Annotated in this window: 24 protein-coding genes; 6 read left to right on the top strand and 18 right to left on the bottom strand. The window is 59.9% G+C overall.

Translation table 11 applies throughout. The features are described from left to right. Positions 1–6: 6 nt before the first annotated feature. Positions 7–1,368, bottom strand: a complete 1,362-nt coding sequence (gene hmgA / locus RRH01S_RS15680) for a homogentisate 1,2-dioxygenase (RefSeq protein WP_042472777.1) — start codon at positions 1,366–1,368, stop codon at positions 7–9. Between the two features lie 59 nt (positions 1,369–1,427). Continuing rightward, positions 1,428–2,537 (bottom strand): 4-hydroxyphenylpyruvate dioxygenase, encoded by a 1,110-nt coding sequence (gene hppD, locus RRH01S_RS15675; protein WP_042472774.1) that lies wholly within the window; start codon positions 2,535–2,537, stop codon positions 1,428–1,430. 130 nt (positions 2,538–2,667) lie between these two features. Here hppD and RRH01S_RS15670 point away from each other — a divergent pair, with 130 nt between their 5' ends. Further along, on the top strand, positions 2,668–3,147 hold the full coding sequence (locus tag RRH01S_RS15670) for an Lrp/AsnC family transcriptional regulator (protein ID WP_042472771.1): 480 nt from the start codon (positions 2,668–2,670) through the stop codon (positions 3,145–3,147). 7 nt (positions 3,148–3,154) lie between these two features. Here the strand turns inward: RRH01S_RS15670 and RRH01S_RS15665 are convergent, their stop codons facing one another. Beyond that, on the bottom strand, positions 3,155–3,616 hold the full coding sequence (locus tag RRH01S_RS15665) for an Lrp/AsnC family transcriptional regulator (RefSeq protein WP_042472768.1): 462 nt from the start codon (positions 3,614–3,616) through the stop codon (positions 3,155–3,157). Between the two features lie 123 nt (positions 3,617–3,739). Between RRH01S_RS15665 and RRH01S_RS15660 the strand changes: the two genes are divergently transcribed. Both RRH01S_RS15660 and RRH01S_RS15655 read left to right on the top strand, forming a co-directional pair. Continuing rightward, positions 3,740–4,531 carry a phenylalanine 4-monooxygenase gene (locus RRH01S_RS15660; protein ID WP_007700492.1) on the top strand — a complete coding sequence of 264 codons (792 nt, stop codon included), beginning with the start codon at positions 3,740–3,742 and terminating at the stop codon, positions 4,529–4,531. Between the two features lie 148 nt (positions 4,532–4,679). Then, positions 4,680–4,889 carry a hypothetical protein gene (locus RRH01S_RS15655; RefSeq protein WP_007700490.1) on the top strand — a complete coding sequence of 70 codons (210 nt, stop codon included), beginning with the start codon at positions 4,680–4,682 and terminating at the stop codon, positions 4,887–4,889. Positions 4,890–5,008: 119 nt separating this feature from the next. Here RRH01S_RS15655 and RRH01S_RS15650 read toward each other — a convergent pair whose 3' ends face one another. Continuing rightward, entirely contained in the window at positions 5,009–7,153 is a 2,145-nt protein-coding gene (locus RRH01S_RS15650; protein WP_042472765.1) for a methyl-accepting chemotaxis protein, read from the bottom strand. Positions 7,154–7,169: 16 nt separating this feature from the next. Continuing rightward, positions 7,170–8,069 carry a substrate-binding domain-containing protein gene (locus tag RRH01S_RS15645; RefSeq protein ID WP_153510502.1) on the bottom strand — a complete coding sequence of 300 codons (900 nt, stop codon included), beginning with the start codon at positions 8,067–8,069 and terminating at the stop codon, positions 7,170–7,172. A 630-nt stretch (positions 8,070–8,699) separates the two neighbouring features. Between RRH01S_RS15645 and RRH01S_RS15640 the strand changes: the two genes are divergently transcribed. Beyond that, the gene (locus tag RRH01S_RS15640) at positions 8,700–9,971 is read left to right on the top strand and encodes a peptidoglycan L,D-endopeptidase MepK (RefSeq protein WP_042472761.1); all 1,272 of its coding nucleotides are present in this window, start codon (positions 8,700–8,702) and stop codon (positions 9,969–9,971) included. A 91-nt stretch (positions 9,972–10,062) separates the two neighbouring features. On the opposite strand, the gene aroQ is transcribed toward RRH01S_RS15640, so the two are convergent. The 5 genes from aroQ to RRH01S_RS15615 form a co-directional block, all read right to left on the bottom strand. Further along, the gene (gene aroQ, locus RRH01S_RS15635) at positions 10,063–10,497 is read right to left on the bottom strand and encodes a type II 3-dehydroquinate dehydratase (RefSeq protein WP_042472757.1); all 435 of its coding nucleotides are present in this window, start codon (positions 10,495–10,497) and stop codon (positions 10,063–10,065) included. Between the two features lie 81 nt (positions 10,498–10,578). Beyond that, positions 10,579–11,811, bottom strand: coding sequence for an aspartate aminotransferase family protein (locus RRH01S_RS15630; RefSeq protein WP_042472754.1), 1,233 nt, complete (start codon positions 11,809–11,811; stop codon positions 10,579–10,581). Between the two features lie 3 nt (positions 11,812–11,814). Further along, on the bottom strand, positions 11,815–13,101 hold the full coding sequence (locus tag RRH01S_RS15625; protein WP_007700472.1) for a TRAP transporter large permease: 1,287 nt from the start codon (positions 13,099–13,101) through the stop codon (positions 11,815–11,817). Continuing rightward, positions 13,098–13,616, bottom strand: coding sequence for a TRAP transporter small permease (locus tag RRH01S_RS15620; RefSeq protein ID WP_007700469.1), 519 nt, complete (start codon positions 13,614–13,616; stop codon positions 13,098–13,100). The genes RRH01S_RS15625 and RRH01S_RS15620 overlap by 4 nt, the downstream gene beginning before the upstream one ends. Before the next feature lie 10 nt (positions 13,617–13,626). After that, entirely contained in the window at positions 13,627–14,622 is a 996-nt protein-coding gene (locus RRH01S_RS15615; RefSeq protein ID WP_042472750.1) for a TRAP transporter substrate-binding protein, read from the bottom strand. Between the two features lie 234 nt (positions 14,623–14,856). On the opposite strand from RRH01S_RS15615, the gene RRH01S_RS15610 reads away from it, so the two are divergent. Both RRH01S_RS15610 and RRH01S_RS15605 read left to right on the top strand, forming a co-directional pair. Next, on the top strand, positions 14,857–15,753 hold the full coding sequence (locus tag RRH01S_RS15610; protein ID WP_042472749.1) for a LysR family transcriptional regulator: 897 nt from the start codon (positions 14,857–14,859) through the stop codon (positions 15,751–15,753). A 202-nt stretch (positions 15,754–15,955) separates the two neighbouring features. Further along, the gene (locus RRH01S_RS15605; protein WP_042473084.1) at positions 15,956–16,975 is read left to right on the top strand and encodes a LacI family DNA-binding transcriptional regulator; all 1,020 of its coding nucleotides are present in this window, start codon (positions 15,956–15,958) and stop codon (positions 16,973–16,975) included. Positions 16,976–16,999: 24 nt separating this feature from the next. Here the strand turns inward: RRH01S_RS15605 and RRH01S_RS15600 are convergent, their stop codons facing one another. The 8 genes from RRH01S_RS15600 to RRH01S_RS15565 all read right to left on the bottom strand — a co-directional run bounded on the left by RRH01S_RS15600 (position 17,000) and on the right by RRH01S_RS15565 (position 25,267). Beyond that, a complete protein-coding gene (locus RRH01S_RS15600; protein WP_042472745.1) occupies positions 17,000–18,010 on the bottom strand; it encodes a zinc-dependent alcohol dehydrogenase family protein in 1,011 nt (336 codons plus the stop codon). A 42-nt stretch (positions 18,011–18,052) separates the two neighbouring features. Beyond that, the gene (locus RRH01S_RS15595) at positions 18,053–18,823 is read right to left on the bottom strand and encodes an L-iditol 2-dehydrogenase (RefSeq protein ID WP_042472741.1); all 771 of its coding nucleotides are present in this window, start codon (positions 18,821–18,823) and stop codon (positions 18,053–18,055) included. A gap of 64 nt (positions 18,824–18,887) precedes the next feature. After that, the gene (locus tag RRH01S_RS15590) at positions 18,888–19,946 is read right to left on the bottom strand and encodes a carbohydrate kinase family protein (RefSeq protein WP_042472739.1); all 1,059 of its coding nucleotides are present in this window, start codon (positions 19,944–19,946) and stop codon (positions 18,888–18,890) included. Then, positions 19,946–20,617, bottom strand: coding sequence for a D-lyxose/D-mannose family sugar isomerase (locus tag RRH01S_RS15585; protein ID WP_042472735.1), 672 nt, complete (start codon positions 20,615–20,617; stop codon positions 19,946–19,948). Before RRH01S_RS15585 ends, RRH01S_RS15590 begins: the two co-directional genes overlap by 1 nt. Beyond that, complete coding sequence (locus tag RRH01S_RS15580) at positions 20,614–21,771, bottom strand: Gfo/Idh/MocA family protein (protein ID WP_042472732.1); 1,158 nt, start codon at positions 21,769–21,771, stop codon at positions 20,614–20,616. The genes RRH01S_RS15585 and RRH01S_RS15580 overlap by 4 nt, the downstream gene beginning before the upstream one ends. A gap of 22 nt (positions 21,772–21,793) precedes the next feature. Further along, positions 21,794–22,618: a class I fructose-bisphosphate aldolase gene (locus RRH01S_RS15575; RefSeq protein WP_012649821.1), complete on the bottom strand. Its 825-nt coding sequence runs from the start codon at positions 22,616–22,618 to the stop codon at positions 21,794–21,796. 204 nt (positions 22,619–22,822) lie between these two features. Continuing rightward, positions 22,823–23,779: a sugar-binding transcriptional regulator gene (locus tag RRH01S_RS15570; protein ID WP_012649820.1), complete on the bottom strand. Its 957-nt coding sequence runs from the start codon at positions 23,777–23,779 to the stop codon at positions 22,823–22,825. A gap of 21 nt (positions 23,780–23,800) precedes the next feature. Next, entirely contained in the window at positions 23,801–25,267 is a 1,467-nt protein-coding gene (locus tag RRH01S_RS15565; protein ID WP_042472727.1) for an FGGY family carbohydrate kinase, read from the bottom strand. Positions 25,268–25,320 lie beyond the last annotated feature (53 nt).

Genomic DNA, 25,320 nt, shown 5'->3' with positions numbered 1-25,320 from the left:
CGGTCTTCACTTGATGCCAGGTGTCCCGTCGAACCTGCGTTCCAACCCGTCCCAGCACTCCAGATAATTGTCCTGCAGCGTTTCGAGCTCCGCGGCGTATTTCGTCACCTGCTGCGGGTAGCGGGTCTCGAACATGAAGGCCATGGTGTGATCCAGCTTGACGGGTTTCAGCTCGGAATTGGATGCCTTTTCGAAGCCTGAAGCGTCCGGCCCATGGGGAAGCATCATATTGTGCAGGCTGATCCCGCCCGGCACGAAACCCTCTTCCTTGGCATCATACTGACCATGGATCAGGCCCATGAATTCGCTCATGATGTTGCGGTGGTACCAGGGCGGGCGGAAGGTGTGCTCGGCGACCAGCCAGCGCGGCGGAAAGATCACGAAATCGACATTTGCCGTGCCGGCACTTTCGGTCGGCGCGGTCAGCACGGTGAAAATCGACGGATCGGGGTGATCGAACAGGATCGCGCCAACCGGGGAAAATGTCCGCAGGTCATATTTGAAGGGTGCATAGTTGCCATGCCAGGCGACGACATCGAGAGGCGAATGGCCGATCTCGGTGACGTAGAACTTTCCGCACCATTTCACATGAACGCGGCACGGCGTTTCCTTGTCCTCGTAGGCCGCAACCGGCGTCTTGAAATCGCGCGGATTTGCCAGGCAGTTCGCGCCGATCGGCCCGCGATCCGGCAGCGTGAACTTCGCGCCGTAATTCTCGCAGATATAGCCGCGCCAAACCTTCTCGTCGCCTTTGCGCAGCACCTTGAACATCATGCCCCGGGGGATGAGAACTATCTCCAAAGGCTCGACATCCATGATGCCCATTTCGGTGAACACGCGGATGGCGCCGACCTGCGGGACGATCAGGAGCTCGCCGTCGGCGTTGAAAGCATAATCATCCACCATGTCCTCGTTGAAGACATAGACATGCGCGGCCATCCCCGTCTGCGTCAGGACATCGCCTGCGGTCGTCATCGTCCGCACCCCATCAAGAAAACTCAGCCTCTCGTCCGGTGCGGGCACGGGACCCCAGCGAAGTTGGCCGAGAGGAAGCGAATGATCATCCAGGCAGGGCGCGGATTTCCAGCGCGGATAGGAGGCGTTTGAAAAACGGCGAGTATGGCGCACGCTCGGGCGGATGCGATAGAGCCAGGACCTCTCGTTCGTCCCTCGGGGCGCGGTGAAGGGCGAGCCGGAAAGCTGCTCGGCATAAAGACCATAGTTGCATTTCTGCGGACTGTTCTGGCCTTGCGGCAAGGCGCCGGGGAGCGTTTCAGTTTCGAAGTCGTTGCCGAATCCGGGCATATATTGCAGCTTATCCGCCACCGAGGCCTCTTTGTCCGAAGCCTGGGTCATTGTCTGGTCCATCGCTCAATTCCTCCCGAAAACTGAGGGCGACCCCACGCAGGCGCAGGATCGCCTAGAGATCATTCTGCCGCAGTACCGATCACGCCACGTTTGATCTGATCCGCCTCGATCGACTCGAAAAGGGCGCGGAAATTGCCCTCGCCGAAGCCTTCGTCGCCCTTGCGTTGGATGAATTCGAAGAAGATCGGGCCAATGACGGTTTTTGAGAAGATCTGCAGCAGGATCTTCGTCATGCCGCCATTCACCACACCTTCGCCGTCGATAAGGATACCATGTTTCTTCATGCGCGCGATGGGTTCGTCATGGCCGTTCACGCGTGCATAGGACATGTCGTAATAGGTTTCCGGAGGACCGGGCATGAAACGCAGCCCATTGTCGGCGAGCCTGTCGGTGCCTTCGTAGATGTCTTCCGTTCCCACAGCGATGTGCTGGATGCCCTCGCCCTTGTACTTCTTCAGAAACTCCTCGATCTGGCTCGTATCATCCTTCGATTCATTCAGCGGAATGCGGATCTTGCCGCAGGGCGAGGTGATGGCGCGGCTCACCAGACCAGTAATGCGCCCGTCGATGTCGAAGAAGTGGATCTGCTTGAAGTTGAACAATTCGCGGTAAAAAGCCCACCACTTGTCCATATTGCCGCGGAAGACATTGTGGGTCAGATGGTCAAGATAATAGAAGCCGACGCCTTCGGGACGCGGGTCGCGGTCGCCGAGCCAATCGAACTCGGCGGCGTAAGCCGACCCTTTTTCACCATAGGTCTCGATGAAATAGAGCAGCGAACCGCCGATGCCGACGATCGCCGGGACATCGAGTGCCTTGTCGTCCCCCTCATAGGGAACGGCACCTTTCGACACGGCATGATCGAAGGCATGCTTGGCATCGACAACGCGCCAGGCCATCGACGGGGCGGCGGGGCCGTGCTCTCCAACGAAACGGGCGGCATGGCTGCCCGCTTCGGCATTGAGGAGATAATTGATATCGCCCTGCCGCCAGACGGTGATGTCTTTCGTCTTGTGCTTGGCGACCGGAACATAGCCCATGCGCGTGAAGAGCTCGCGCAGCTTCTCGGGCTCCGGATGAGCGAATTCGACGAATTCGAAGCCGTCGGTACCGGCTGGATTGTCAGCGCTGATTTCCGGTGGCGGCGCATCGTGCGGAAAAGGACCCATTTTCTCCTCCAGAGAAATTTGCATTTCGACTGCGCAAAGTGTGATCCAAAATGCATGCAATGTACTTGCATTCTTCATGCAAATGGCGGATTTTATGCACGGATCGTGAGAATTTTATGGATTTCATGCAATGGATGAACAGCTCGATAAGTTCGATTTGCGCCTGCTTCAGGAGCTGCAAAAGGACGGCAGGTTGACGAATAATGAGTTGGGCGAGCGGATCGCGCTTTCACCTTCGCAGTGCTCGCGCCGGCGGACGAGACTGGAGGCTGAGGGATATATTCGCGGCTACCAGGCCAATCTGGACAGGCAGAAGCTGGGCCTGGATATGCTGGTGGTCATTTCGGTGACGCTCGCAACCCACAACAGGGACAATGCTCAACGATTTTCCCAGCTCATCAGCGGATTGCCGGAAGTTCTCGAAGCCTACGCGCTGACCGGTGAAATGGATTATCACCTGAAGGTAGCGACCCGCGGGCTCACCGACCTCTCGAGGTTCGTCAACGACATTCTGTTGCCGCACGAGTCCGTGCAGCATGTGAAGACCTCGATCGTCCTCGACACGCTCAAGACGTTTGAGGGACTTCCCGTCCCGATGCCACATAGCTGACCGCGTGCTAGAGCGGCAATTCGGTCGAGAATTTCAGCTCGCGCAGCACGAAGCTCGACACCACCGTGCGTACATGCGGGTTGCGCATGAGATAGCGGGTCATAAAAGCCTCGTAGCTTTCTACATCCTTAGCCCGGATCTTCAGCATGTAGTCAAAGGCGCCGGATAGCGCATAGCACTTCATGATCTCCGGCCGCTCCAGCACGACCGAGGCGAAAGACGCAACCGCCTCCTCATGGTGATCTTCGAGCGTGACATGGGCAATCACGCAGAGCTTGAGATCGAGCTTTCCCGGATCGAGCAGCGTCACGCGCTTGCGCACGACGCCGTCTGCCTCCAGCTCCTGGATCTTCCGCCAGGCCGAACTCTGCGACATCCCGGCTTTTTCCGCCAACTCCGCCAGCGAAAGGCTGCCATCGGCCTGAATCAATTGCAGAAGCTTGCGATGAAAATTCCCAGGTTCTTTCATTTCCCATACCAGATCCGAGAATATTTGCCATCAACATGGCAATATCCAGCACGAAAGAAAAGAAAATCCTCCAAATCCGGAGCATAATTACAAGAATATCGCAGCATCTGGGAGGATCGAGCTATGGTCAAGGAAAGCAGCTACACCGCCAAATTGCCTGGCCCGGATGGTCTATATGCTTACACCGCCGAAGAGGATGCGATCTGGGGCGAACTCTACGAACGCCAGTTGAAACTGCTGACCAACATGGCCTGCCGCGAATATCTGGACGGTGTCAAAACCCTGGGGCTTAAGGCGGACAAGGTCCCCCAGCTTCTCGACGTCAACCGGCGCCTGAACGAGACCACCGGCTTCGGCGTCGAAGGCGTACCGGCGCTCATTCCGCCTTCGCGCTTCTACGAACTCCTGTCACAGGGCAAGTTTCCGCTCGCAACCTTCCTGCGCCGCCGCGAGCATATCGACTATATCGAGGAACCAGACCTGTTCCATGAGGTCTTCGGCCACTGCCCGCTGCTGACCAACCAGAGCTATGCCAATTTCGTGCGACATTTCGGCGAAACCGCCGTCCGCCTCGGCAAGGGCTATTCCTGGCATCTGTTCCGTATCTTCTGGTTCACCGTCGAATTCGGTCTGATCAATACGCCGGAGGGCCGCCGCTGCTTCGGCGCGGGTATCGTCTCATCTCCAAGCGAAGCGAAGGCCGCCATGGAGGGCAAGGCGTGCGAGTTCCGGCCCTTCGATCTGCTGGATGTCCTCAGAACGCCCTACCGGATCGATATCGTCCAGCCGATCTACTATGTCATCGACAGCTTCGCTGACCTTGAAGCGATCGTCGAGCAGGATATCGAGGCTCTGATCCTCAAGGCGAAATCGCTGGGTGACTTCCCACCCGCTTTCGAAGCAAAGGCCTCCTGAACCACGGATCTGCCAACCCTCGGCCGCTCCGCGAAGATGGGGTATCGAGGATGCAAGGCGAAAAACTGTTCCTGGGTCGATGGTTGTCGAAGACTCTGAGCGGTTTTCTGGTTAAAGAAACCAGCCTAGCGTCAATCAGGTATGTTCAATGAACGAAGAAGATTTCATCGCTCTTTGCAAAAATGGGAAGTTCAAGGAAGCGCTTGCGCTCGCTTTGCAGGGACGTGAGAAGGCGAAATTTTCGCCCAGCCGGTTTTCCATGGACAAGAACACAGGAAAGCCGATCTTCTACCGCGGCAACAAGCGCGTCGAAATGGATGCTGAGGGCGAATGGCAGCAGGCGAAGAACACCAAGTAGCCACTTGCGACTGGTGCACTCCCACGATCCGCGATCGTGTCCAATAGGCACAAGACGAACGGGCCGGGTTGCGCAGTCGGCAACCCGGCCCGTTCTTCAGCATGCTTCTGGCGCCGGCACTAAGATGCCATGGCGTACTGACGTTGTCCTGATGTCGCCGCGCTGCGTGTCCTGAACCGGTGCACCAGATCGGCGAGGTTTTCGGTCTCCTGGGTCAGGCTCTGGGCCGCCGCCGTGGTCTCTTCCACCATCGCTGCGTTCTGTTGAGTGACCTTGTCCATCTGATCCCCGGCCGCCGAGACCTCTCTCAGGCTGGCAGCCTGTTCACGCGCAGCCACCGCGATCTCTGCGACCGTGGCGCTCATCGCGCTAACCTGCTCGACGATCTGCGCGAGCGACGTGCCGGATTCACCGACGAGTTCCACGCCTGCCTTAACCTGGGCGGAAGACGTAGAGATCAGTGCCTTGATCTCCCTGGCGGCGCTGGCTGACCGTTGTGCAAGCTCGCGCACTTCCTGGGCGACGACGGCAAAGCCTTTCCCCGCTTCGCCCGCACGCGCCGCTTCCACGCCCGCATTCAGGGCGAGAAGGTTGGTCTGGAAGGCGATTTCGTCGATGACGCCGATAATATTGCCGATCTTCGACGATGAGCTTTGGATCTCGGTCATGGCCGCGATGGCGCGAGCAACGATCGCCCCGCCGTTCTCGGCATTGGCGCGCGCAGTGGCGACCGCGCCCTGAGCATGACTTGCGCCTTCCGCCGTGCCATTGACGCCCCGCGTTACATCGCCCAGCGCAGCCACGGTCTCCTCAAGCGAAGCGGCCTGCTGTTCCGTGCGGCGAGCGAGATCGTTCGAAGCCGTTGATATCTCCGTAAGGCCGGACCTGATCGTGCCGACCGCGCGGATGACGGAATCGAGAGCCTCTTCCAGACTGGAGACCGAGTTATTGAAATGATCCCGGATGCGGACATAACGACCGTCAACCTCGCCGACACGGACGGTAAGGTCGCCCTTCGAGAGCGCATCGAGACCCAGGGAAATCTGCTGGAAGGCATGTTCCATCACCTGGGCATCGGCAAGCCGCTCGGCTTCCTGACGCAGACGCTCCTCTTCGGCCGCAAGGCGGGCACGTTCGGCATTGGCTTCCGCCATGACCTTGCCGCGTCCCGTTTCCTGGAAGACCTTCAGCGAGCGTGCCATCGCGCCGAGCTCGTGGCGATGTTCGGTGCCGTCCACCACCATCGTGTCGTCGCCATGCGCAAGCCGCTCCATCGTCCGTGCCATCTTGCGCACAGCCGATGAAATCAGCTGGCCGACGAAATAGGCAAGCACGAGACCAATTACGATCAGAAGACCGCTGATTACGAGCGTCGAGCGGGCCGCAGAGGCGACCGTCGTATCGACTGAGCCATCGAGCGCCTTCTGCGCATCCATGACGGTGGCCTGCAGATCCTTGAAGCCGGTGGCGATTTTTGGTGCCAGGACATTCAGTTCACTTTCGCGGATCTTGTTGGTCGCCAGCAAGACGTCCCTTACGTCACCCAGACGGCTTGTATAGTTCTGCATCAGCTGACCAGCGCCCAGAATACGCTTGCGTTGCAGGTCACCCTTTGCCGCCTTGGCTGCCGCATCGTTCAAAACCATGGCGTCGTTGAGCGCCGACTGAGCGGTGTCGTAGGATGCCAGATCTCCCGCATGGATGAAGCGCTCCGAGAAATAAAGGCTACGGTTCAATGCCTCGAGAGTGGCGCCGGTCATGTGCAGCAGCGTCACATCGTTCTGCCGCCAGGCGCTGCGCATGACGTCGTTAAGCGCAATGCTGGTCCAGGGGCCGAACTCGGTGACCTTGGAGATCAAGGCATCGCGCCTTGCATGCAGGGATACGATCTGCTCGAAAGCCTTGCCGTAGGTGGCAATGTCCTGACGGATGGCTGCCATTCCAGTCTGCAGAGCACTGTTGCCCGCAAAGCGCTGGTCGTCGGCGTCAAACGCCTTCACGCCGGCGCGAAAACGGCTCACGACCTCCTGGGTCGGGCTCGAGCGGAAAGCTTCCACCGACATCTGGATCTCGTTCAGCTGGTCGCTGTAGCCGGAAATGGCGAGGCTCTGGCCGGCCGTGCTGCGGTAGGAGGAGAAGATGGACGAAAGTCCCTCCATACCGGAAATCGCATTGACCGAGAGCAGGCTCATAAGCAGGATCAGCGGCAGGAAGCCCGCCGTAATCTGCGCGCGGATGCCTAGTTTATTCCAAAAGCGCAACATGATGATCCCCTTATGCTCACTGGGTCTTCGGCAGATATTGGGCGATATTTTGTGGCGTCACGAGCTCGAAGGGCACGTTGTTTTCTCGCGGCACCTTCTGCCCGTTGATGAGCTTGATTGCGGCATCGACTGATGTCGCGCCCTGCCCGACGGCGCTCTGTAGAATGGTGACATCGAGATCGCCGGCCTGCATCGCTGCCAGGGCATCGTCGGTGGCATCGACGCCTGCAACGACGACGTCCTTCATCGACATGCCGTTCCTCTTCATGGCGCGGATCGCACCGACCGCCATCTCGTCGTTATTGGCAATGACCGCGTCGAACTTCACCCCTGCCGACAGCCATTCCTGCATCTGCTGATCGGCATAATCGCTCGACCAATAGGCAGCCTGGCGCTCCACGATCTGGAGACCCTTGCATTCAGGCGTGGCGATGACATTGTCGATGTCCTGCGTGCGGGCGCGGGCAGCCGCATGGAAGGGTTCGCCCATCAGCACCACGAGGCGCCCCTTGCCCTTCAGGAGAGAGCAGACTTCCTTCGTCTGCATCGTTCCCGATTCCGCTTCATCGGACGCGACCACGACCTGGTTTTCCGGCAGATCCGCCAGGTTCGAGGGGACGTTATTGATATAGACCAGTGGAATATGGGCGTCGGCGGCAAGCTTGGTCATCTGCGGGCCGAGATCGCCATCGGAGACAGCCAGGATAATGGCATCGACTTTATCGGCTATGAACTGCTGGACTTGTGCCTTCTGAACCTCCTTGTCGCCTTCGGCGTTCTGTACGACAAGTTTCAGCCCGGAAATCGTCTTTCCCTGCGAAAGGACTCCGTTGAGCAATGCTGTTCTGAATTTATCCAGACCGGACATCGATACGCCGATCGTCTGTGCACTTGCAGTCGAGGCGGATATCGCCATCACAAAAGCAGCCAGTATGGTCTTTCTCACTATTACCCCTCCGCAAGACGGTTATCGAGCTGAAGATTTATAAGGCGATTTTGGTTAATATTTACTTTGCGATATTTGATGTAAATTAGAGATTCATTAAGTTTCAAAACAAAATCCGCTATATCAACCGTAACTCATGAAGAACTTCTCATTTATTGCTTCAAAACAGGTCAACTTCCACCCATTTGACGAAACAATACTTATTAGCTCGGCCTATTTAAGCTTAAATGACTTGCCCGCCTTGGATTGAGCGCTAGAGATCCCAACCCATCGCTTCGAGAAAAAACGAACTGCAGATCCACAAATCCGGATTTCAGTTCAGACTTCACGCGACCTTCAACTAGGCACAGAACATCCGGCAGAGTTCATGCAACTTCAAGGTGCTTGCGGCGCGCATCGGGCCGTCAACGGCGGTAGCTGTCCGAGGCGCTTCACTTGGCGATTCCGCCCGTAAACCGTCTGTTAGGGATCTGTTGACCATAATTGGAGGTGAAGCGACGTCGCAGATGCGGCGCCACCAGTGTTCCCTGTCTTTTACCAAAGACGAAAGTCGTGTCCGTGCACCAAGCGTTTCTCTCCATTCCAGCGACAATGTCTGCCATGATTTTGTCATTCGTCGCTCATCGTGTAGCGCTGATCGCAATGCTGGTTCTTGCCGCCTTTGCGGGATCAACAGCAGCTGCGGCCGAGGACCGGGCACTCAAGCTCTTCTTCACCCACACGGGCGAAAAGGCGACCATCGTCTTCAAGCGCGACGGCAAATTCGATCCGAAGGGCCTGGCGCAGATCAATCGCTTCCTGCGTGACTGGCGAAAGAACGAGCCGACCAGGATCGATCCGGAACTGCTTGACCTCGTCTGGGAGGTCTACCGCCGCAGCGGCGCGAGGGAAGCCATTCATGTGGTCTCGGCCTATCGCTCGCCATCCACCAACAATATGTTGCGGGGCCGGTCCCGCAGCTCCGGTGTCGCAAAGCACAGCCAGCATACGCTCGGCAAGGCGATGGACTTCTACATACCGGGCGTGAAGCTTGCGACCCTGCGCGCGGTCGCCATGCAGATGCAGGTTGGCGGCGTCGGCTTCTACCCGAACTCCGGATCGCCGTTTGTGCATCTGGATGTCGGCAATGTCCGTGCATGGCCGAGAATGTCGCGCCAGGAACTGGTGCGGCTTTTCCCGGATGGGCGAACCCAGCATTTGCCCGCGGACGGCTCACCGCTGCCGCGTTACGAACTGGCAGTCGCGGACGCCAAGAAGCGCATCCGCCCGGCCCGCAGCGAAATTGCCAGCATTGCGGCTGAGGAAGACACCGCCGGGGCCACGACGAGCGCAAGCCTCGTGACCAGCATGCTGCCGATACCTCAAAAGCGGGTCAATAGCGGTCTGGAGCTTCAACTCAACAAACAGGTAAACGCGAGCAAGGAAACTCCACGCTTCACCGACCTTGCATCCTATGTCGTACCGTTGCCGACACTGCGGCCAGTTGTCAGCGACGGAACCGGCGCGACCCCGACCGCCAAACCCAGTCCCATGGCTTTCGCAAGCCTGGTGGTGGGCCGAAACCCCGCTGGAAAATTGCAGCTTTCGGACCAGCTAAGGGCTTCCATGAACAGCGACACAGCCACGCTGCAGCCCATGGCAATCCTGCAAGCTCCCGCTTCCCGCGAAGTATCCGCCGGTGTCGGCACCATATCCACCAGCGCCCTCGTCGCATGGGCCTTGCAGCCTCCGGGCACCACGATGGAAATGACGCTGCCGAGCATGGTCGGGGCCGCGCTCCCTCTGGAGCACAATGCAGCCGGTGCCTGGAGCGATGCTTCCGAGATCGCCGAGGATGACTTCGATACAGAGAGGTTCGGCTTCGAAGGCTAGAACCCGTCACCGCGTCGAGCAAGTGCCGGCAATTGACGAGCCGTATGGCATGCTCGTCTGACCATCCGGCAGATGGACAAGGTTGCGGCCCTCATGCACCCAGGCTCGACATGCGCTTGATCGCAAGATCATAGCCTTCGGTGCCGAATCCGGCGATCACCCCATCCGCGCGCAAGGAGACATAGGAGTGATGGCGGAACTCCTCGCGCTTGTGGATGTTCGTGATGTGAACCTCGATCACCTTGCCGTCGAAGGCATTCAACGCATCCAGAATAGCGACGGATGTGTGGGTGAAGGCGCCGGGGTTGATGATGATGCCGAAAGCGGTCTCGCGCGCCTCATGGATCCAGTCGATCAGCTCGTATTCGCGATTGCTTTGATGAAAGCGCAGCTGCAGTCCCAGATCATCGCAGATTTTGCGGCAGCGCACGCCGATATCTTCAAGCGTTTCTGATCCGTAAATCTCTGGCTGGCGCTTACCGAGGAGATTGAGGTTCGGTCCATTGAGAAGGAATATCGTGTTCAAATCTTTATCCTTTCGTCTTCCGTGTTCCGATCATGGCACCTTGCCGGCTCCGCGTCTGCGCATTCACGAGCCGCACGGATATCAGTCCACAAAAGACTGTGCGGCGTGCTCCAGTGCATCAGCCCATTGTTGAAGCGCGTGCTCGTCATGCCTTGAAGACAGATAGTGACGGCCATAGGTGCTGTACATCGACATGACGCCGTTGCGCCTTAGCTCCATGTGAAGCTTGGCGGTGAAGTCGGCGTCGGCTCTTTGAACCGCCTCGTGATAGTTCGATGGAGCGTCTTTGCCGCGCCAAATGGTGAATACGGTGCCGTAGCCGCTCGTGCAGACGTCCATACCCACCCGCGCGAAGGCTTCGACCGCGTGCCGCCTCAGCCGGTCGCCGGCCATGTCGAGAGCCGGGTAATCGACCTCGTCAAGGACGCTCATTGCCGCCTTGACCGCGGCGCAGGCAACCGGATTGCCGTTATACGTGCCCGCCCGGTTGACCCGTTGATCCTCAAATGCCGACATAAGCTCCGATGTGCCCAGCAGCGCGGCGACCGCAACCCCGTTGCCGATCGCCTTGCCGACGGTCGCAAGGTCCGGGCTAACGCCCATCAGATGGCTGGCCAGGCCCGCATGGCGGCGGAACCCCATCAGAACCTCGTCCATGATCACCAGCGCGCCGTGACGCCGGGCAAGCGACGAGACGAATTGCAGATAGTCGGGGTCCGCCAGAATGCATCCCGCATTCGCCATCATCGGCTCAAGCACGATCGCGGCAATGTCGTCGCACTCCTGGAACAGCAGCTCAGCATCCTGACGATCGTTGAAGCGCAGGAGCAGGGTGTCGCCCTTCGACGGCCGATTGTTCATCGCCATCTTCGCTTCGGGCGAACCTGCATTGCCGAACGCCACATCATCGAACCAGCCATCATAGCCGGCCGCCATCTTGACGATCTTGTGGCGACCGGTCAGCGCCCGCGCCGTGCGGCATGCCAGATGCACAGCTTCGCTACCCGAATTCAGGAACACCACCTTGGTGAGGTCCTGTGTATGCGAGGCGAGGCTGGCCGCAGCCTCTTCCTCAAGCGCATGGGCATAGGCCGGCATCGAGCCTTTTTCCAGTGCTTTGCGAATGGCGTCCGTCACGACCGGATCGGTGTGCCCAAGGAACGTGGCCCCGAAACCGAGTGCCGTATCGACATATCTTCTGCCAAGATCATCCCATACATAGGGGCCTTGGGCGTTGGCAACGAGAAACCGCCTGCCGTCGAGATCGGGCACGGCTCTGCCGCCGCTGGATATCCCGCAAACCAGGTGTTGCATTATTTAAACTCCAAACAGATGGGGAAGCCACTCGGTCAGTGACGGGAAGGCAACGAGGGCTGCGACGCAGACGACGCTGGCGATCCAGTAGGGAACGAGCCACACCGAGACGGACCACATGTCGATCTTTGCGACATTGCAGACCACGAAGATGTTGGTGCCGATCGGCGGCGTGAACAGCCCGATACCCAAGGTCATCGTGAACACGATCCCGGTCTGATAGGGCGTAAGCCCGGCGGCGAGTGCGATCGGAACGAGGATCGGGGCGAGGATGATGAGGGCAGGCCCCAGATCCAGCCAGAAACCGACCACCTTCAACAGAACCAGAACCAGAATGATGGTGACGAGCGGTGTCGTGTGCAGGCCCGTGATCCAGGCGGCGGCGTTTGCCGGAACCTGTTCGACGGTCAGGATCCATCCGAACGGCGTTGCAAGCGCCATGATCATCATGATCACACCCGTTGTCGCCACCGCCGCGGAGGCTGCGGAATATAGCGAACGCAACGGCAGTTCGCGATAGACCAGAATGCCGACGAGGAACGAATAGACGACAGCAAGCGCCGATGCCTCCGTTGCCGTGGCGATGCCGCCGATGATCGATCCGAGAACCAGCGCCGGCATCAGGAGCGCGGGCAGGGCTCCCAGAGCATCCTTTCCGATTTCGCTCCAGCTGGCGGGCGTCTCATTGCGCGGGAAGTTGTGTCGCCGTGCCACGACATAGGAGGTGATCATGAAGGTGGCCGCAATGAAGAGGCCAGGGATCAAGGCGGCGACGAGCAGGCCGCCGATCGACGTTCCTGTCAGCACACCATAGAGGATCAGGATGACGCTCTGCGGCCCGATGATGCCGAGCGTTCCCGACGCAGCTGTGACCGCTGCCGCAAAGGCCTTGGGATAGCCGCGCTCCGCCATTGCCGGGATCATGATCGATCCGACCGCGCCGGTATCGGCGGTGGCGGATCCGCTGATCCCGCCGTAAACCAGGGCCGTGGCGACATTGACCAATCCGAGACCGCCGGTGATGCGACCGAAGACGTGTTCGGCGACCCGCATGATGCGGGCAGTCAGGCCGCCACGGTTCATCAGTTCGCCGGCAAACAGGAATAGCGGAATGGCCGCCAGCGTGATGGCATCCGCGCCACGGACGGTTTGCTGCGCAAACCAGGCGAAGGGCAGACCGAGATGACCCACATAGATCGTCAGAAGGCTGGCGACACCCATGCACCAGGCGATCGGCACGCCAATGAGGAGAAGAAACGAAAAGCTGAGAATGAGAACCGCGATGGTCATAGCGCCCGCTCCTTTTCATGTTTGGAGACAAGCGGCTGGATGACCTTTGGAAGACGCGAAATCGCGATGCAGACCGCAGACAGTCCGAGGATCAGAACCGTCGCGGTTATCACGCCGGTTGGAAGACGCAGCACCGAGGTCGGGACCATCCAGGACCGCTGCCACACGGCCCAGCCGCTGATGAGGAAGGCAACTCCCATCGCGAGCAGAACCAGGGTGGAGATGGTCTCGAATACGGCCCGGAGCCGCGGCGGCGCGCTATGCTTCAAAGCCTCGAACGCGACATTCTCGCCGCGTATCTCCGCATTGATGACGCCGATGAAGGTTATCCAGATGAAGGCGATGCCGGCGACCTCGAAGGACCACTCGACCCCGCCGAATTCGAAATAGCGTGCGATAACACCCAGAAGCGTCGAGCCAAACATGACGACGAAGGCAATCACCCCGACGAATTCAAAAATGCGCGTCAGCCACCCTCGCCCATCGGGCGAGGGGTTCACAAGACCTTGATTCATTGGGATTACCTCAGTTGGAAGCGGCGGCTTGTTTCACGGCGGAAACCAGATCGGCGCCCCACTCTGTCGAAAACTGGGCGTATACCGGCGCAACCAGCGCGACGAACGGTGCCGTGTTGACGGTGGTCACCTTGACGCCCTTATCCTCGAGCTTCTTCTGGGTATCGGCATATGTCTTCGACAATTCGCCCCGATACCAGACCACGGTGTCGAGCGCCGACTTCTTGACCGCTGCCTGCTCCTCAGGGCTCAGGGACTCGAACTTGTCCTTGTTCATATACCACCAATTGGCGGTCCAGATGTAGTTCGATATCGAGAGGTTCTTGGCCACCTCATACCATTTGGAGTCGTAATAGTCGCGCATCTCAGGCTCGACGGCCGCCACCACATGCGACTGCAGGGCGGTGTAGACCTGGCCGAAGGGGATCGATTCCGCGAGCGCACCGAGCTGCTTCATCGTTGCAAGGATCACCGGATTGGGAGGTGTGCGGATCTTGACGCCGGCCAGATCGGCAGGCGTTTCGATGGCCTTGTTCGTCGCAAACTGGCGGAAGCCGGAATCCAGGACGCCGAGCATCAGATAGCCGCGGTCTTCCCCAAGGTGCTGGACCTTCTGACCTTCGTCGCTATCGAGAAACTTGTGCACATTGTCCGCGTCTTTGAAGAGGAACGGCAGCGACAGCACGTTGAGGCGCGGATCGATGGCATCCACCGCGCCACCGAGGCCGATGTCGATTGCCCCTGCACCCACGCCGTCGGCGATCGGGCCTTCATCGCCCAATTGTGCATTCGGAAATATCTGTACCTTGACCGACCCCTTCGAAATCTCGCTCACTTCATCCGCGAATTTCTGGACGGCCTGATTGATGAGACTTTCGGGCGCGGAAGCGTGGGCCAGCCTCAAGGTAGTCTCGGCATCCGCCGTATTGGCCCAGAGGCTCGACAGGCAAATAACGCCGCCGGCCATTATTGTGACAAAACGATTGCGTTCCATACGACGAAACATGAATTCCCCTTTACGTTCTTGTTGTGTTGACGCAGCATCAAGATAATCGGCGGAGCGGTGTTGAAAATGACAGATTTGTTATTCTCGCATAAGCGCCGCTGATACATGCCCGCAAGCTCAGGGCTCTCCGCATACGGCAGGCATTGCTGCCGCCAGCCCCGGATGGTTACTTGAACAGGATGGGGAAATAGATCTACAGCCTGGGATGAATGCCTGGCGACAGGAGTATGACACATGCGCAACCTCGATAGCGATGCTCTGGCCAGCTTTGTGGCGGTGGCCGAAACCGGAAGCTTCACGGCGGCGGCCGAGAGACTGGGCCGCACGCAGGCGGCCGTCAGCATGGCCATCGGCAAGTGGGAGGAGCGCCTCGATCTGCGTCTGTTCGATCGCGGCCATCGCCGCGTCACGCTTACGCCGATCGGGGAAAGGCTGTTGGGATATGCGCGCAGGATACGCGCGATCGAAGACGAGGCTTTGGCCACCCTGCTCGAGGGCCGGAACGAAAGCCGGGTTCGGCTCGGCATGCCGGACGACTATCTGACGCTGTTCGGCACCGCTTTGATGCAGCGCTTCGTGCCGCAATATCCAAAGGTCAGTCTCGACCTTCAATATGATTTCTCACACCGTCTTGAATATATGGTCGAAAGCCGCGAGCTGGACATCGCCATCATCACGCAGAATGCCGTGGAGCCGAAGGGGGAGATCATTCGGCTGGAAAAACAGGTCTGGTGTGCAGCGGCCGACCGTTATCCGGAACGCGAGAACTGCATTCAGCTCGCGCTGTTTCCGGAAGGTTGCCGTGCCCGACCGCAGGTACTGTCGGCGCTGGATCGAGCAGACCGCCGGTGGCGGATCGTCTATTCGTCCTCCGACATTGCCGGCATTCAGCTGGCTGTTCATTCCGGAGATTTGCTGACGGTGCTTCCGGAGTCGGCGGTCCCGGCCAGTTGGCGAAAGCTCGGACCGGAGGATGGCATGCCGGAACTTCCGACTTTGCGGCTGGCAATGGTTCTACCGCAGCAGCCTCGCCTGCCCGTGAGGCAGCTTGCGACATTCCTGCGTGCCGAATTTCAACGCTCGCTCGTCGAACCCGACGGTGACATTAATGCCGCAATGTTGACGGCCTGATCGATCGCCGTCGCTGCGATCGGCCATAGGTCATGGCCGACGTACAAAGGCAATCACTATCGGAAAGGTCGGCATGGCGCCGAGATTGCTTGCCATCTTCGCTGCGAGTATCACATTGCCAACATGAAGGTGCCAACATGAAGGTGAACGTCTGCGGCGCGCCTCATGAATGTTCGGCCACCAGACAGAGAAATGCGAGCAAGTGACGACCAACATCAGACATATCGCCAAGCTTGCAGGAACATCGGTCTCTTCGGTCTCACGCGTGCTGAACAATAGCGGCTATACCTCGCCCGATCTCAGGGACAGGGTAGAGGCGGCCATTCGAACGCTGAAATACACGCCCAGCAAGGACGCGCGCATGCTGCGCGGCGCGCAAAGCCGGATGATCGGACTGATGCTGCCGTCAATTGACGTGCCTTTCTTCGGTATCCTGGCCCATGCCATCGAACAGGAATTGTTCCAGCGCGGCTATCAGACGCTGATCTGCAGCACGGCCGAAAACATCGACCACGAGGCGCGCTATATTTCGATGCTGCTCGCCCAGCGCGTCGATGGCGTGATCGTGGCAAGCGCCTTCGGCAGAGCCGAGCATTTCGAAGTGCTGCGGGACGCTCGTATTCCGATTATCGCCATCGACCGCGAGCTGAACGGCATCGCCGACGAAGCGGTCATGGCCGATCACGAGGAAGGCGGGGCGCTGATGGCGCGCCACCTGATCGGTCTCGGCCATCGGTCGATCGCCATCGTCGGCGCACCGGCCCATAGCCAGCCTGTCCAGCTTCGCCTCCGAGGCATTACGGCGGAAATGGCGAGAAACGGGATCACGCCCGCCGCCGTGACCATGGCCGAGGAACACAGCTTTGCCGCAACCTACCCGCTGGCGCGGGATCTGCTGGCGGCACGACCCGAGATCACGGCTATCATCGGCACGAGCGATATCTCAGCGATCGCGGCAATCCATGCCGTCCTCGATCGCGGTTTTTCCGTTCCGGGCGATTATTCGGTGATCGGTTTCGACGACTTGCCCGAGGCAGCCTATGTCTTTCCCCGGCTAACGACGGTCGCGCAGCCGATCCGCGATGTCGGGCAACGGGCGGCACAGCGGCTGGAGGCGCTGATCGCGGAACACCAGATGGGGCATGAGCCACGCCAGGCCACCGTCGTGAAAGTGCCGGTCACCCTGATCCAGCGCGACTCCACCGGCCCTGTCCGCAGCTAAGCCGGGCCGGGTCCATGGCATGTTCTAGGGTCGGACGATGACCTTGATCTCGCCTGGCAATGGCGCGCCGCCCACCACGCCGGCGACGTCTTCGAGACCGATGGTTCTGGTCACCAGCATATCCAGCTCCAACACCCCGATCGCGACCATGGCCGCAGCACGCGAATGGGTGAACGGATTGAGATAGGCCGGCCTTATGTCGACCTCGTTGACGAGCAGGTCGAACGGCAGGACGGGCACCTCGACGCCTGCGGGCGTCACTCCGAAAAGCACGAAGATGCCGCCGCGCCGCGCCATCCTCAGGCCAGTCTGCATGGTTTCGGGAACGCCGGCGCACTCTATGACGACATCCGCGCCGCCTTGGGTGACATCTCGAACAGCGGCAACCGCGTCCGAAGCTGTCGGGTCGAAGGCATGCGACGCTCCAAGATGCAGTGCGGTCTGGCGTCTTGAGAGCTGCCGCGTGATCAGGATCACCTCGCTCGCCCCGGCCAAACGCGCCAATTGCACCATGAGTAGGCCGATCACGCCCCCTCCCAGGATCACGACACTGTCGCCCGCACGGATCTCGGCCTTGTCGATGGCATGAAGGCAGCAGGCGAGCGGCTCGCAGAAAGCGCCATGCACGGGATCGAGATCGGCGGGCAGCGTGAATGCCTGCCGGTGCGGCACCGCCACATACTCGGCAAACCCGCCATCCCGTGTCACGCCGATTGCAGTCAAACCCTCGCACAGGTTCGGCCGTCCACGCGTGCAGGCATGACAGCGGCCGCAGGCGATGTTGGGGTCGACGGTGACAAGCTCGCCGCCGGCAAAGCCTATGACGTCATCTCCTATCTCTTCCACGATGCCACTGAATTCATGACCCATCGTCACCGGGATCGCAGTCGGATACTCCCCCTTGTACATGTGACGATCGGAACCGCAGATGCCGGCTGCAAGGACGCGAACAAGCAGTTCGCCCCGCCCGGCAACCGGTTTCTCGACGCTGCGCATGGTCATGAACCCGATCGATTCCAAACGGACAGCTTTCATTTTTCTCCTCCTCCTCGCTGATGAACCCGCATTGCAGAATGATCAGCTCATGACGTTGCCGCCATCGACATTGTAGCACTGCGCGACGATGTATGCCGCATCCGGCCCGGCCAGGAAGGCAGCCATGGCAGCCTGCTCATCGGCCATACCAAATCGTCCGGCTGGAACAGCGGCGGCCACACGGCGCTTCACGTCGCCCGGCTGCAAACCCTCCCTGCTACCGAGTTTCGCATCGACGACATCCCACATCGGCGTGTCGACAACACCTGGAGCGATGGCATTCACGTTGATCCCGTACCGGATCAATTCCAGAGCGCAGCTTTGGGTGATGCTGATGACGGCCGCCTTGGAAGCGCAATAGGCCACGGCCGGTCCCTCGCCACGACGGCCAGCCTGAGACGAGAAGTTGATGATACGCCCGCCCTGACCGCGCTCCACCATATGCCGGGCAACCGCCTGCGTCATGAAAATCAGGCCTTCGACATTGACCGCAAAGACCTTGGCGGTACGCTCGCGCGATATCTCCAGAATGGATTGCACCTCGTAAATGCCGGCTGCGTTGACCAGGATGTCGATCTGGCCGGCGGCCTTTATCGAGAAGTCCACGGCGGCATCGATGCTGTCCTGGCTGGTCACGTCGAGCGCCACACCCCAGGCACCGGAGCCGATCGCCTCCGCGACCCCTCGGCATCGTTCGCCATCCAGATCCGCCACGGTAACCCTGGCGCCTTCGGCCGCGAAGCGCTCGCAGACTGCCTTGCCGATACCGCTTGCGCCTCCCGTGACCAATGCCACCTTTCCGTATAGCTTCATGTCTACTCCTCCACTTGCTTGGATCATGACCGGAACCGCCTTCTCCCAAGGGGACCCCGACGGGCTAACCGGATACCGGAGTCGTCTCCTTCGTATCCTCCAAAAGGACCGCCATGTCGGGGATGCCGTCGGTGGCTGTCGCGCCGCCTAAGCAACGCGCGGCCGCGCCATGAGCGACGACGCATATGCGCTCGACCGGCCAGTTCTCATGCAGACCGTAAAGGACGGCGGCGCAAAAGGCATCGCCGGCACCGACTGTGCTGACGATGTCGCTCGGGTCGACGGGCCGCGAACGTATGACGACGGGCAACGCGCCGGGCGCAAACCAGAAGCAGATCTCCGGGGCATGGATGACCGCCCCTTTGGCGACGCCCGCTGCAAGCAGGCGTTCGCCCGCTGTCAGAAGCTCGGCCTCGATCAGGTCTCCCTTCGCGTCGCGAACGGTAACGCCCGTCGCTCGGCCCGCTTCCATCTCGTTGATAACAAGGAAATCGCAATATGGCAGCGCAGCGCCGACCTTGGCCGCGAATTCCGTGTCTTCGCTTGATACGAAATCCACGCAGGTCGTCAAACCCGCGCCCTGCGCGGCCTCCAGCAGACGCGACGCTCCCGAACGGCCATCTGCATCAAGCCGGTCGAGACCGGGCAACAGCATCAGATAACCGAGATAGAACAGCCTGTAGCCGGCATTCGCAAAGGTGGCCGGGGAGACGAGCCCATCCGTGACCGCATCATTGGCGCCGCCATGATAGAAAAAGGTGCGGTTCTGGCCCGGCACGTTCATGACATGCGTATGCGCCGTCGCACGGTCGGCAAGCACGGTCAACCCGTCGACATTGATACCAGCAGCGACCAGGCGCGACTTGACGATCTCCCCGTCAATATCCGCACCAATGCATCCCGCTGCCGCCAGCTTTCCGGGAAAGCCGAGCGAGGCAAGATCGGTGACGACATTGGCCGCCCCGCCGCCCACGCCCAGATCCTGGTGCAGGATATGGGCGAGATTACCCTGTTCGGGCCAATAGGACAGGGTATGGACGCGATCGACAATGAAATTGCCGGCGCAAACGATGCCGCCCGTCTTCTGCTTTTCGCTGCCGCGACCCTCCTCCCCGGTCCGCATCAGCCACCTGCCTCGTTCCAGAGGGGTCTGAGAGGCGGTTCGTCCTCCTCGATGGCGGCAAAGCGCCCGATCGGCTCCAGAAAGAAGTTGTCGTTGTTGTCGTCATTGACCTGACTGACCTCGCCAACGAGAACCGGGCCGCCGCCCTTCCTTCCGTAGAAGCGATGGTAAAGCCCGGTATGGATCGTCACGCTCTGACCGGGGGACAGAACCAGCGGTTCCCATGCGGCGAGCCTAAACGGCAGCCCGTCGACCGGAACGGTCACGTCATCCTTCGTTACATTGCCAGCCGCGTCGGTCGCGGCGAATTCGATGATGAGATCACCGCCGGCACGGTTGATGATGTCCTCCATCTTCGCCGCATGGCGATGCGTCGGCGTGACCTGACCTTCCTCGATGAAAAGCAGTTTTTCGGCATAGGTACGCTCGCCCTCGACCCCGACGATGCCGTTGCGCAGGCAGAGCAGCACGAGGCCGCATTCGGCAAACCGGCCCGAGCCGAAATCGGTGACGTCCCAGCCCAACTGATGGGCACGCAGATAGCTTGCCGCCTGTGGATTGGCGGCAAAATCCGCCGTCGTCCAATATCCCCAGTCCGGCAAGGACCAGTGCCAGCGTTCAAGGGTTTCGCTTGCCTGCCGAAGGGCCGCATTGATCTCGGAGCGCTTCATCGGATCGCTGCTCCGTCATACTCAACCGGCACCACGACATCCTCGCGACCGGATTTGAGCGCTGCCGTCAGCACAGCATGATGCGCCTGTGCCTCGGCCGGCGTCGCGCAGGCGAAACCATTTGCATTCCCGCCAGCAAGTTCGTCGACGAAGGCCGCCCACATCTGCTGGATGGCATCGGCAAAGCCGAACTCAAAAATCTTGCCGGTGATCGCCGGAAACAGCGAGCCATAGCCGAGATCCTCGGTGCTCCATGCCTGCGTGCCGCCACTATAGTCCATCCACTGCCATTGGCGCGGCGACTTGGTGCCGAAGAAAGCGCTCTTCTTCATGCCAAGGATGCGAATGTACCAGGTGTTGGATTCGCCGGGCGCGATGCGCCAGGTTTTCAGCACCATGGGAAAATCCTGATCCGCCGTGCGTACCCGGCTACTGATCGTGGCATTGTCCCAGGTGGTGCAGGGCAGCATGCCGCCCTTGCCGTCGGGACGCTCGGTGACCTTTTTGACCAGTTGCGCATGCAGCGTGGTCGGGCGCCAGCCGAGACGCAAAGGTACATGCAGGACATGCATGCCGAGATCGCCCATGCAGCCATAGTCGCCGTTGATCTCGGCCATGCGCTTCCAGTTGATCGGCTTTTGCCGGTCAATATCCGAGGAATGCAGGAAGCCCGCCTCGACCTCGAGGATATCCCCCATCTCACCGCTCTCCGCGAGCGCGATGACCTTCTGCGCACCCGGGAAGAACGGCATTTCCGACGAGCACCGGACCAGAAGCTCGGGATGCCCGGCAAGAACCGTCATGATCTCGCGGTTATGGGCAGCGTCCATGCCGAAAGGCTTCTCGCCGAGCAGATGCTTTCCGGCCTTCAGGATGTCGATATAGAGCTGCTGGTGCAGCACATGCGGCACGGCGCAATAGATTGCGTCGATCTCCGGATTGGCCAGAAGCTCCTTATAGTCGGCGGTAAACTGCCGCACGCTCGGCACATGATCCCTGAACCAGTCGAGCAGCGTCGCATTGGTGTCGCAGACCGCGACAATCTCCGGCCGCGCCTTCACATCGGCCAGATGCAGCCAGCGCGCCGCCGCACTGGCGAATTCGCGCCCCATCAAGCCGCAGCCGATAACGCCGAAACGGAATACTTTTGTCATGTCTCCTCCTCCCAAAGGTGCGTCAGGCGAGATGCCGCGAAGCTTGTTCGACGGTAGCGTTTTCATGGACGATCGCCATCAAGGCGCGCGTCATACCGCCAGGATTGTTGTGCTGGATGACATTGCGGCCATAGACGATGCCGCGCGCACCTTGCTCCATCAACTGCTTGGTGCGGCTGAGGATTTCCTGATCCGAAACGCGGCCGCCGCCACGCACCAGCACCGGAAGCCCCTGCGCGATCTCGATGACGCGATGATATTCCTCGACATTGTCGCACGGGTCGGCCTTGATTATGTCGGCACCGAGTTCAGCCGCTTGACGCACCAGCGGCAGGATCTTGTCGATCGCGCCGTCGACCATATAGGCACCCTTGGAATTGTCCTGCATGACCAGCGGCTCGACCATCAACGGCATGCCGTAGATCTCACATTCACGCTTGAGACTGTTCACGTTGCGCACGCAGGCGCGATAGACTTCGGGCTGGTCCGGCAGCATCAGGAGATTGACGACGACGCAGGCCGCATCCAGCGCCACGCCCTGCTCCACCGCCCTGTCGATCATTTCGGAAAACAACGCCGACGGCAGCGGATTGCCGTAGATATTGGCAATATCCGTGCGCAGCACCAGCGCCGGACGCTGCTTGCCCGGAATGGCCTGCAGCAGAGGCGCCGTGCCCGGCGGAAGCTGGATGGCATCCGGTGCTGCATCCGCGATCACCTTGATGGCAGTCTTCATGTCCTCGATGCCGGACAGGAAAGTTCTCTCATTGAACATGCCGTGATCGATGGCGACGTCGAAGCAATTTCCGGACACGCCAAAAAGGCGGTTGAGCCGCGCGGATTTCATGAAGTTCCTCCCAATATGGTAACGTTTCCACATCGATACTAAGCGACGGATATGGCGAGTCAAGACGAATGTGGTATCGTTTCCACATTCACCCATTTCCAAATCTGAACCTATTGGGGCTCGATGACAAAGGCTGTCGGATTGAGGGATTTGGCGCCCTGACGCGAGAGCGTGGCTCAGTTCAAAGGATAATAGCGACCAGCGCTAATCCAAATCGATGAGACGCTGAGCCGTAAACTTGTCCGTCACCAGCGTATCGATGACACCGACGCGGAGCGCTCCCGCGATTGCGGCAGTCTTCTTTTCTCCGCCTGCGAGCGCGACGACGCGATCGACCTTCTCAAGCTCTTCCAGCGAAATCCCGATGACGCGTTCGTCGAGCGGCGTTTTTACCGTATTGCCCTTCAGATCGAAGAACCGGAGCGAAATATCACCGACGGCACCGGCCTCTGCCAGGTCGGCCAGCTCGCGCGACGAAAAGATATTTCCGGAGCGCGCCAGCAGCTCGGATGGCTCGACGGCGCCGATCCCGACGATGGCGAGGCTGATTGCGCCAAAAAGGTCGATGGTCTCGCGAACGAACGGATCCGCCATCATCAGAAGCTTCGCTTCCCGTGAGCTTGTCACGCCCTGTACGGTCAATAGCTTCGGCTCTCCACCCGTCAGCCGGGCCAATCTCGTCGTCAACTGCGTGGCGTGGGTCTGCACCGACGGATCGCCCATGCCACCCAGCGTTTGCACGATGTATTTCGCCTGAGCGCTCTTCTGGGGATGAATGTTTTCCACCATCTTGAAGATGGTCTGGCTCCAGCTCGAAACGCCGATGATTTCGCCCTGCGCCAGCGTCACTTCCAAAAGATGCGCGGCCGCTTCCCCGATCCGCTCCATGATCGCACCATCGCGGTCCTCCGAACATTCCACAACGATGGCTTCGGGAAGATTGAAGCGTTCGCGAAGGGCACCTTCCATGTCGGCATAGGTGCCGGCAGGTGGGATGACTGTGGTTCGAACGATATCTTCGGCTTCCGCGCGCTTGAGCATGCGCGAGACGGTTGCCTGCGACAATCGCAGATGCTGCGCAATGTCCGCCTGACGTTTATGCTCGATATGGTACATCTGCGCTACGCGGGAAATCAGCCGAAGTTCGTTGATGCGTCCCATATTTTCCCCAGCCGTGAATTTTTATTCACCATTAGCGGGCGGCGGGCCGAACGTCGAGCGGGCAATGGCATCGCTCCACGTATTAAGTTTCTCCGACGAAATAATCGCTTGCGGTCTTATGACCGTATTGCTGCGCGGCAGACGCGCAATAGCCTCCAGATCCGGCCACATGCCGAGCGACAGACCAGCCAGATAGGCCGCTCCCAAGGCTGATGCCTCCGGGGCTTCGCATTGAATGACCGAATGCTGCAACAGGTCCGCAACGCACTGCATCAGAAACGTATTCTTACTGGGGCCGCCATCGACATAAAGCGCACCGATCGTCCCGCCATTTTGGCCTTGCATCGCCGCAAAGACATCATGAACCTGAAAGGCGATCGAGTCTGTCACGGCCCTGGCCATCTGCGCGCGTGTCGTGTTGAAGCCGATCTGAGAGAACAGGGCACGCGCATCGGAATTCCAATGAGGCGCGCCAAGGCCGACGAATGCCGGCACGAAGCCGGGTCCGCCGGGTTCTGCGGTCGATGCCAGGTCGATCAATGCGGCAACATCCGGCAGTCCGAGCACATCCGTCATCCATGGCAGGCTAGCAGCCGAGACGAGGATGTTTCCCTCGAAGGCGTAGGTCGGTTTGCCGGCAATGCGCCAGGCGACCGTGGTGGTAATCCCGTTGCTCGGGGCGATGAAACCCGGCAGCGTGGTCATGACGGATGATCCGGTTCCGAACGTCACCTTTCCATCGCCGACCTTGTAGGCTCCATGTCCGAAAAGAGCAGCGTGGCTGTCGCCGATTGCCGCACGGATTGGTGTGCCATCGCGCACGCCAGGCACATTAGCGGTCGTTCCGAAATCCCCGGAACTGTCCAGCACCTCCGGCAATACCGGTTTGGCGACGCCGAACAAGTCGCAAAGCTCGTCGCTCCATTGCTGCGACTTAAGGTCGAAAAGCTGGCTTCGCGCGGCGTTGGAGGCATCGCATGCATGCCGCCTGCCACCGGACAGGCGGTGGATCAGCCAGCTGTCCACGGTGCCGACCCGGATCGAACGGCCTGCCGGGGCACGATCAAGCAGCCACTTCACCTTCGAGCCCGGAAACATAGGGTCGATGGGAAGACCGGTGATCTGCTCGACCCGATGCGAATGACCGCCCTCGATCAACCTTGCACAATCCGGTGCCGTCCGGCGGCACTGCCAGCTGACGACGGGGCCGAGAGCCTCTCCGGTTTCGCCGTCCCAGATCGTCACCGACTCCCGCTGGTTAGACACCGCGACGGCTTCGATCGTGACCTGTGGCGCCGCTTCGATACAGAGGCGCACGGCCTCGCAGACGGACTGCCAGATCCGATTGGGATCCTGCTCGACCCAGCCGGATTGAGGATAGCTGATGCCGACCGGAGCAGCGCCACGCGAGATCAGCTCGCCTGTCTCCGATACCAAAATGGCCTTGGAGTTGGTGGTACCCTGATCGATTGCCAGGATGGCGCGCATGAAAGTCTTCTCCACATCAATATCGGCGCATGAACGCTGCTTCGAAAGCCGCT

Source organism: Rhizobium rhizogenes NBRC 13257 (assembly GCF_000696095.1).
Lineage (GTDB): Bacteria > Pseudomonadota > Alphaproteobacteria > Rhizobiales > Rhizobiaceae > Rhizobium > Rhizobium rhizogenes.
This window is presented reverse-complemented; position numbering and strand designations above follow the sequence as displayed.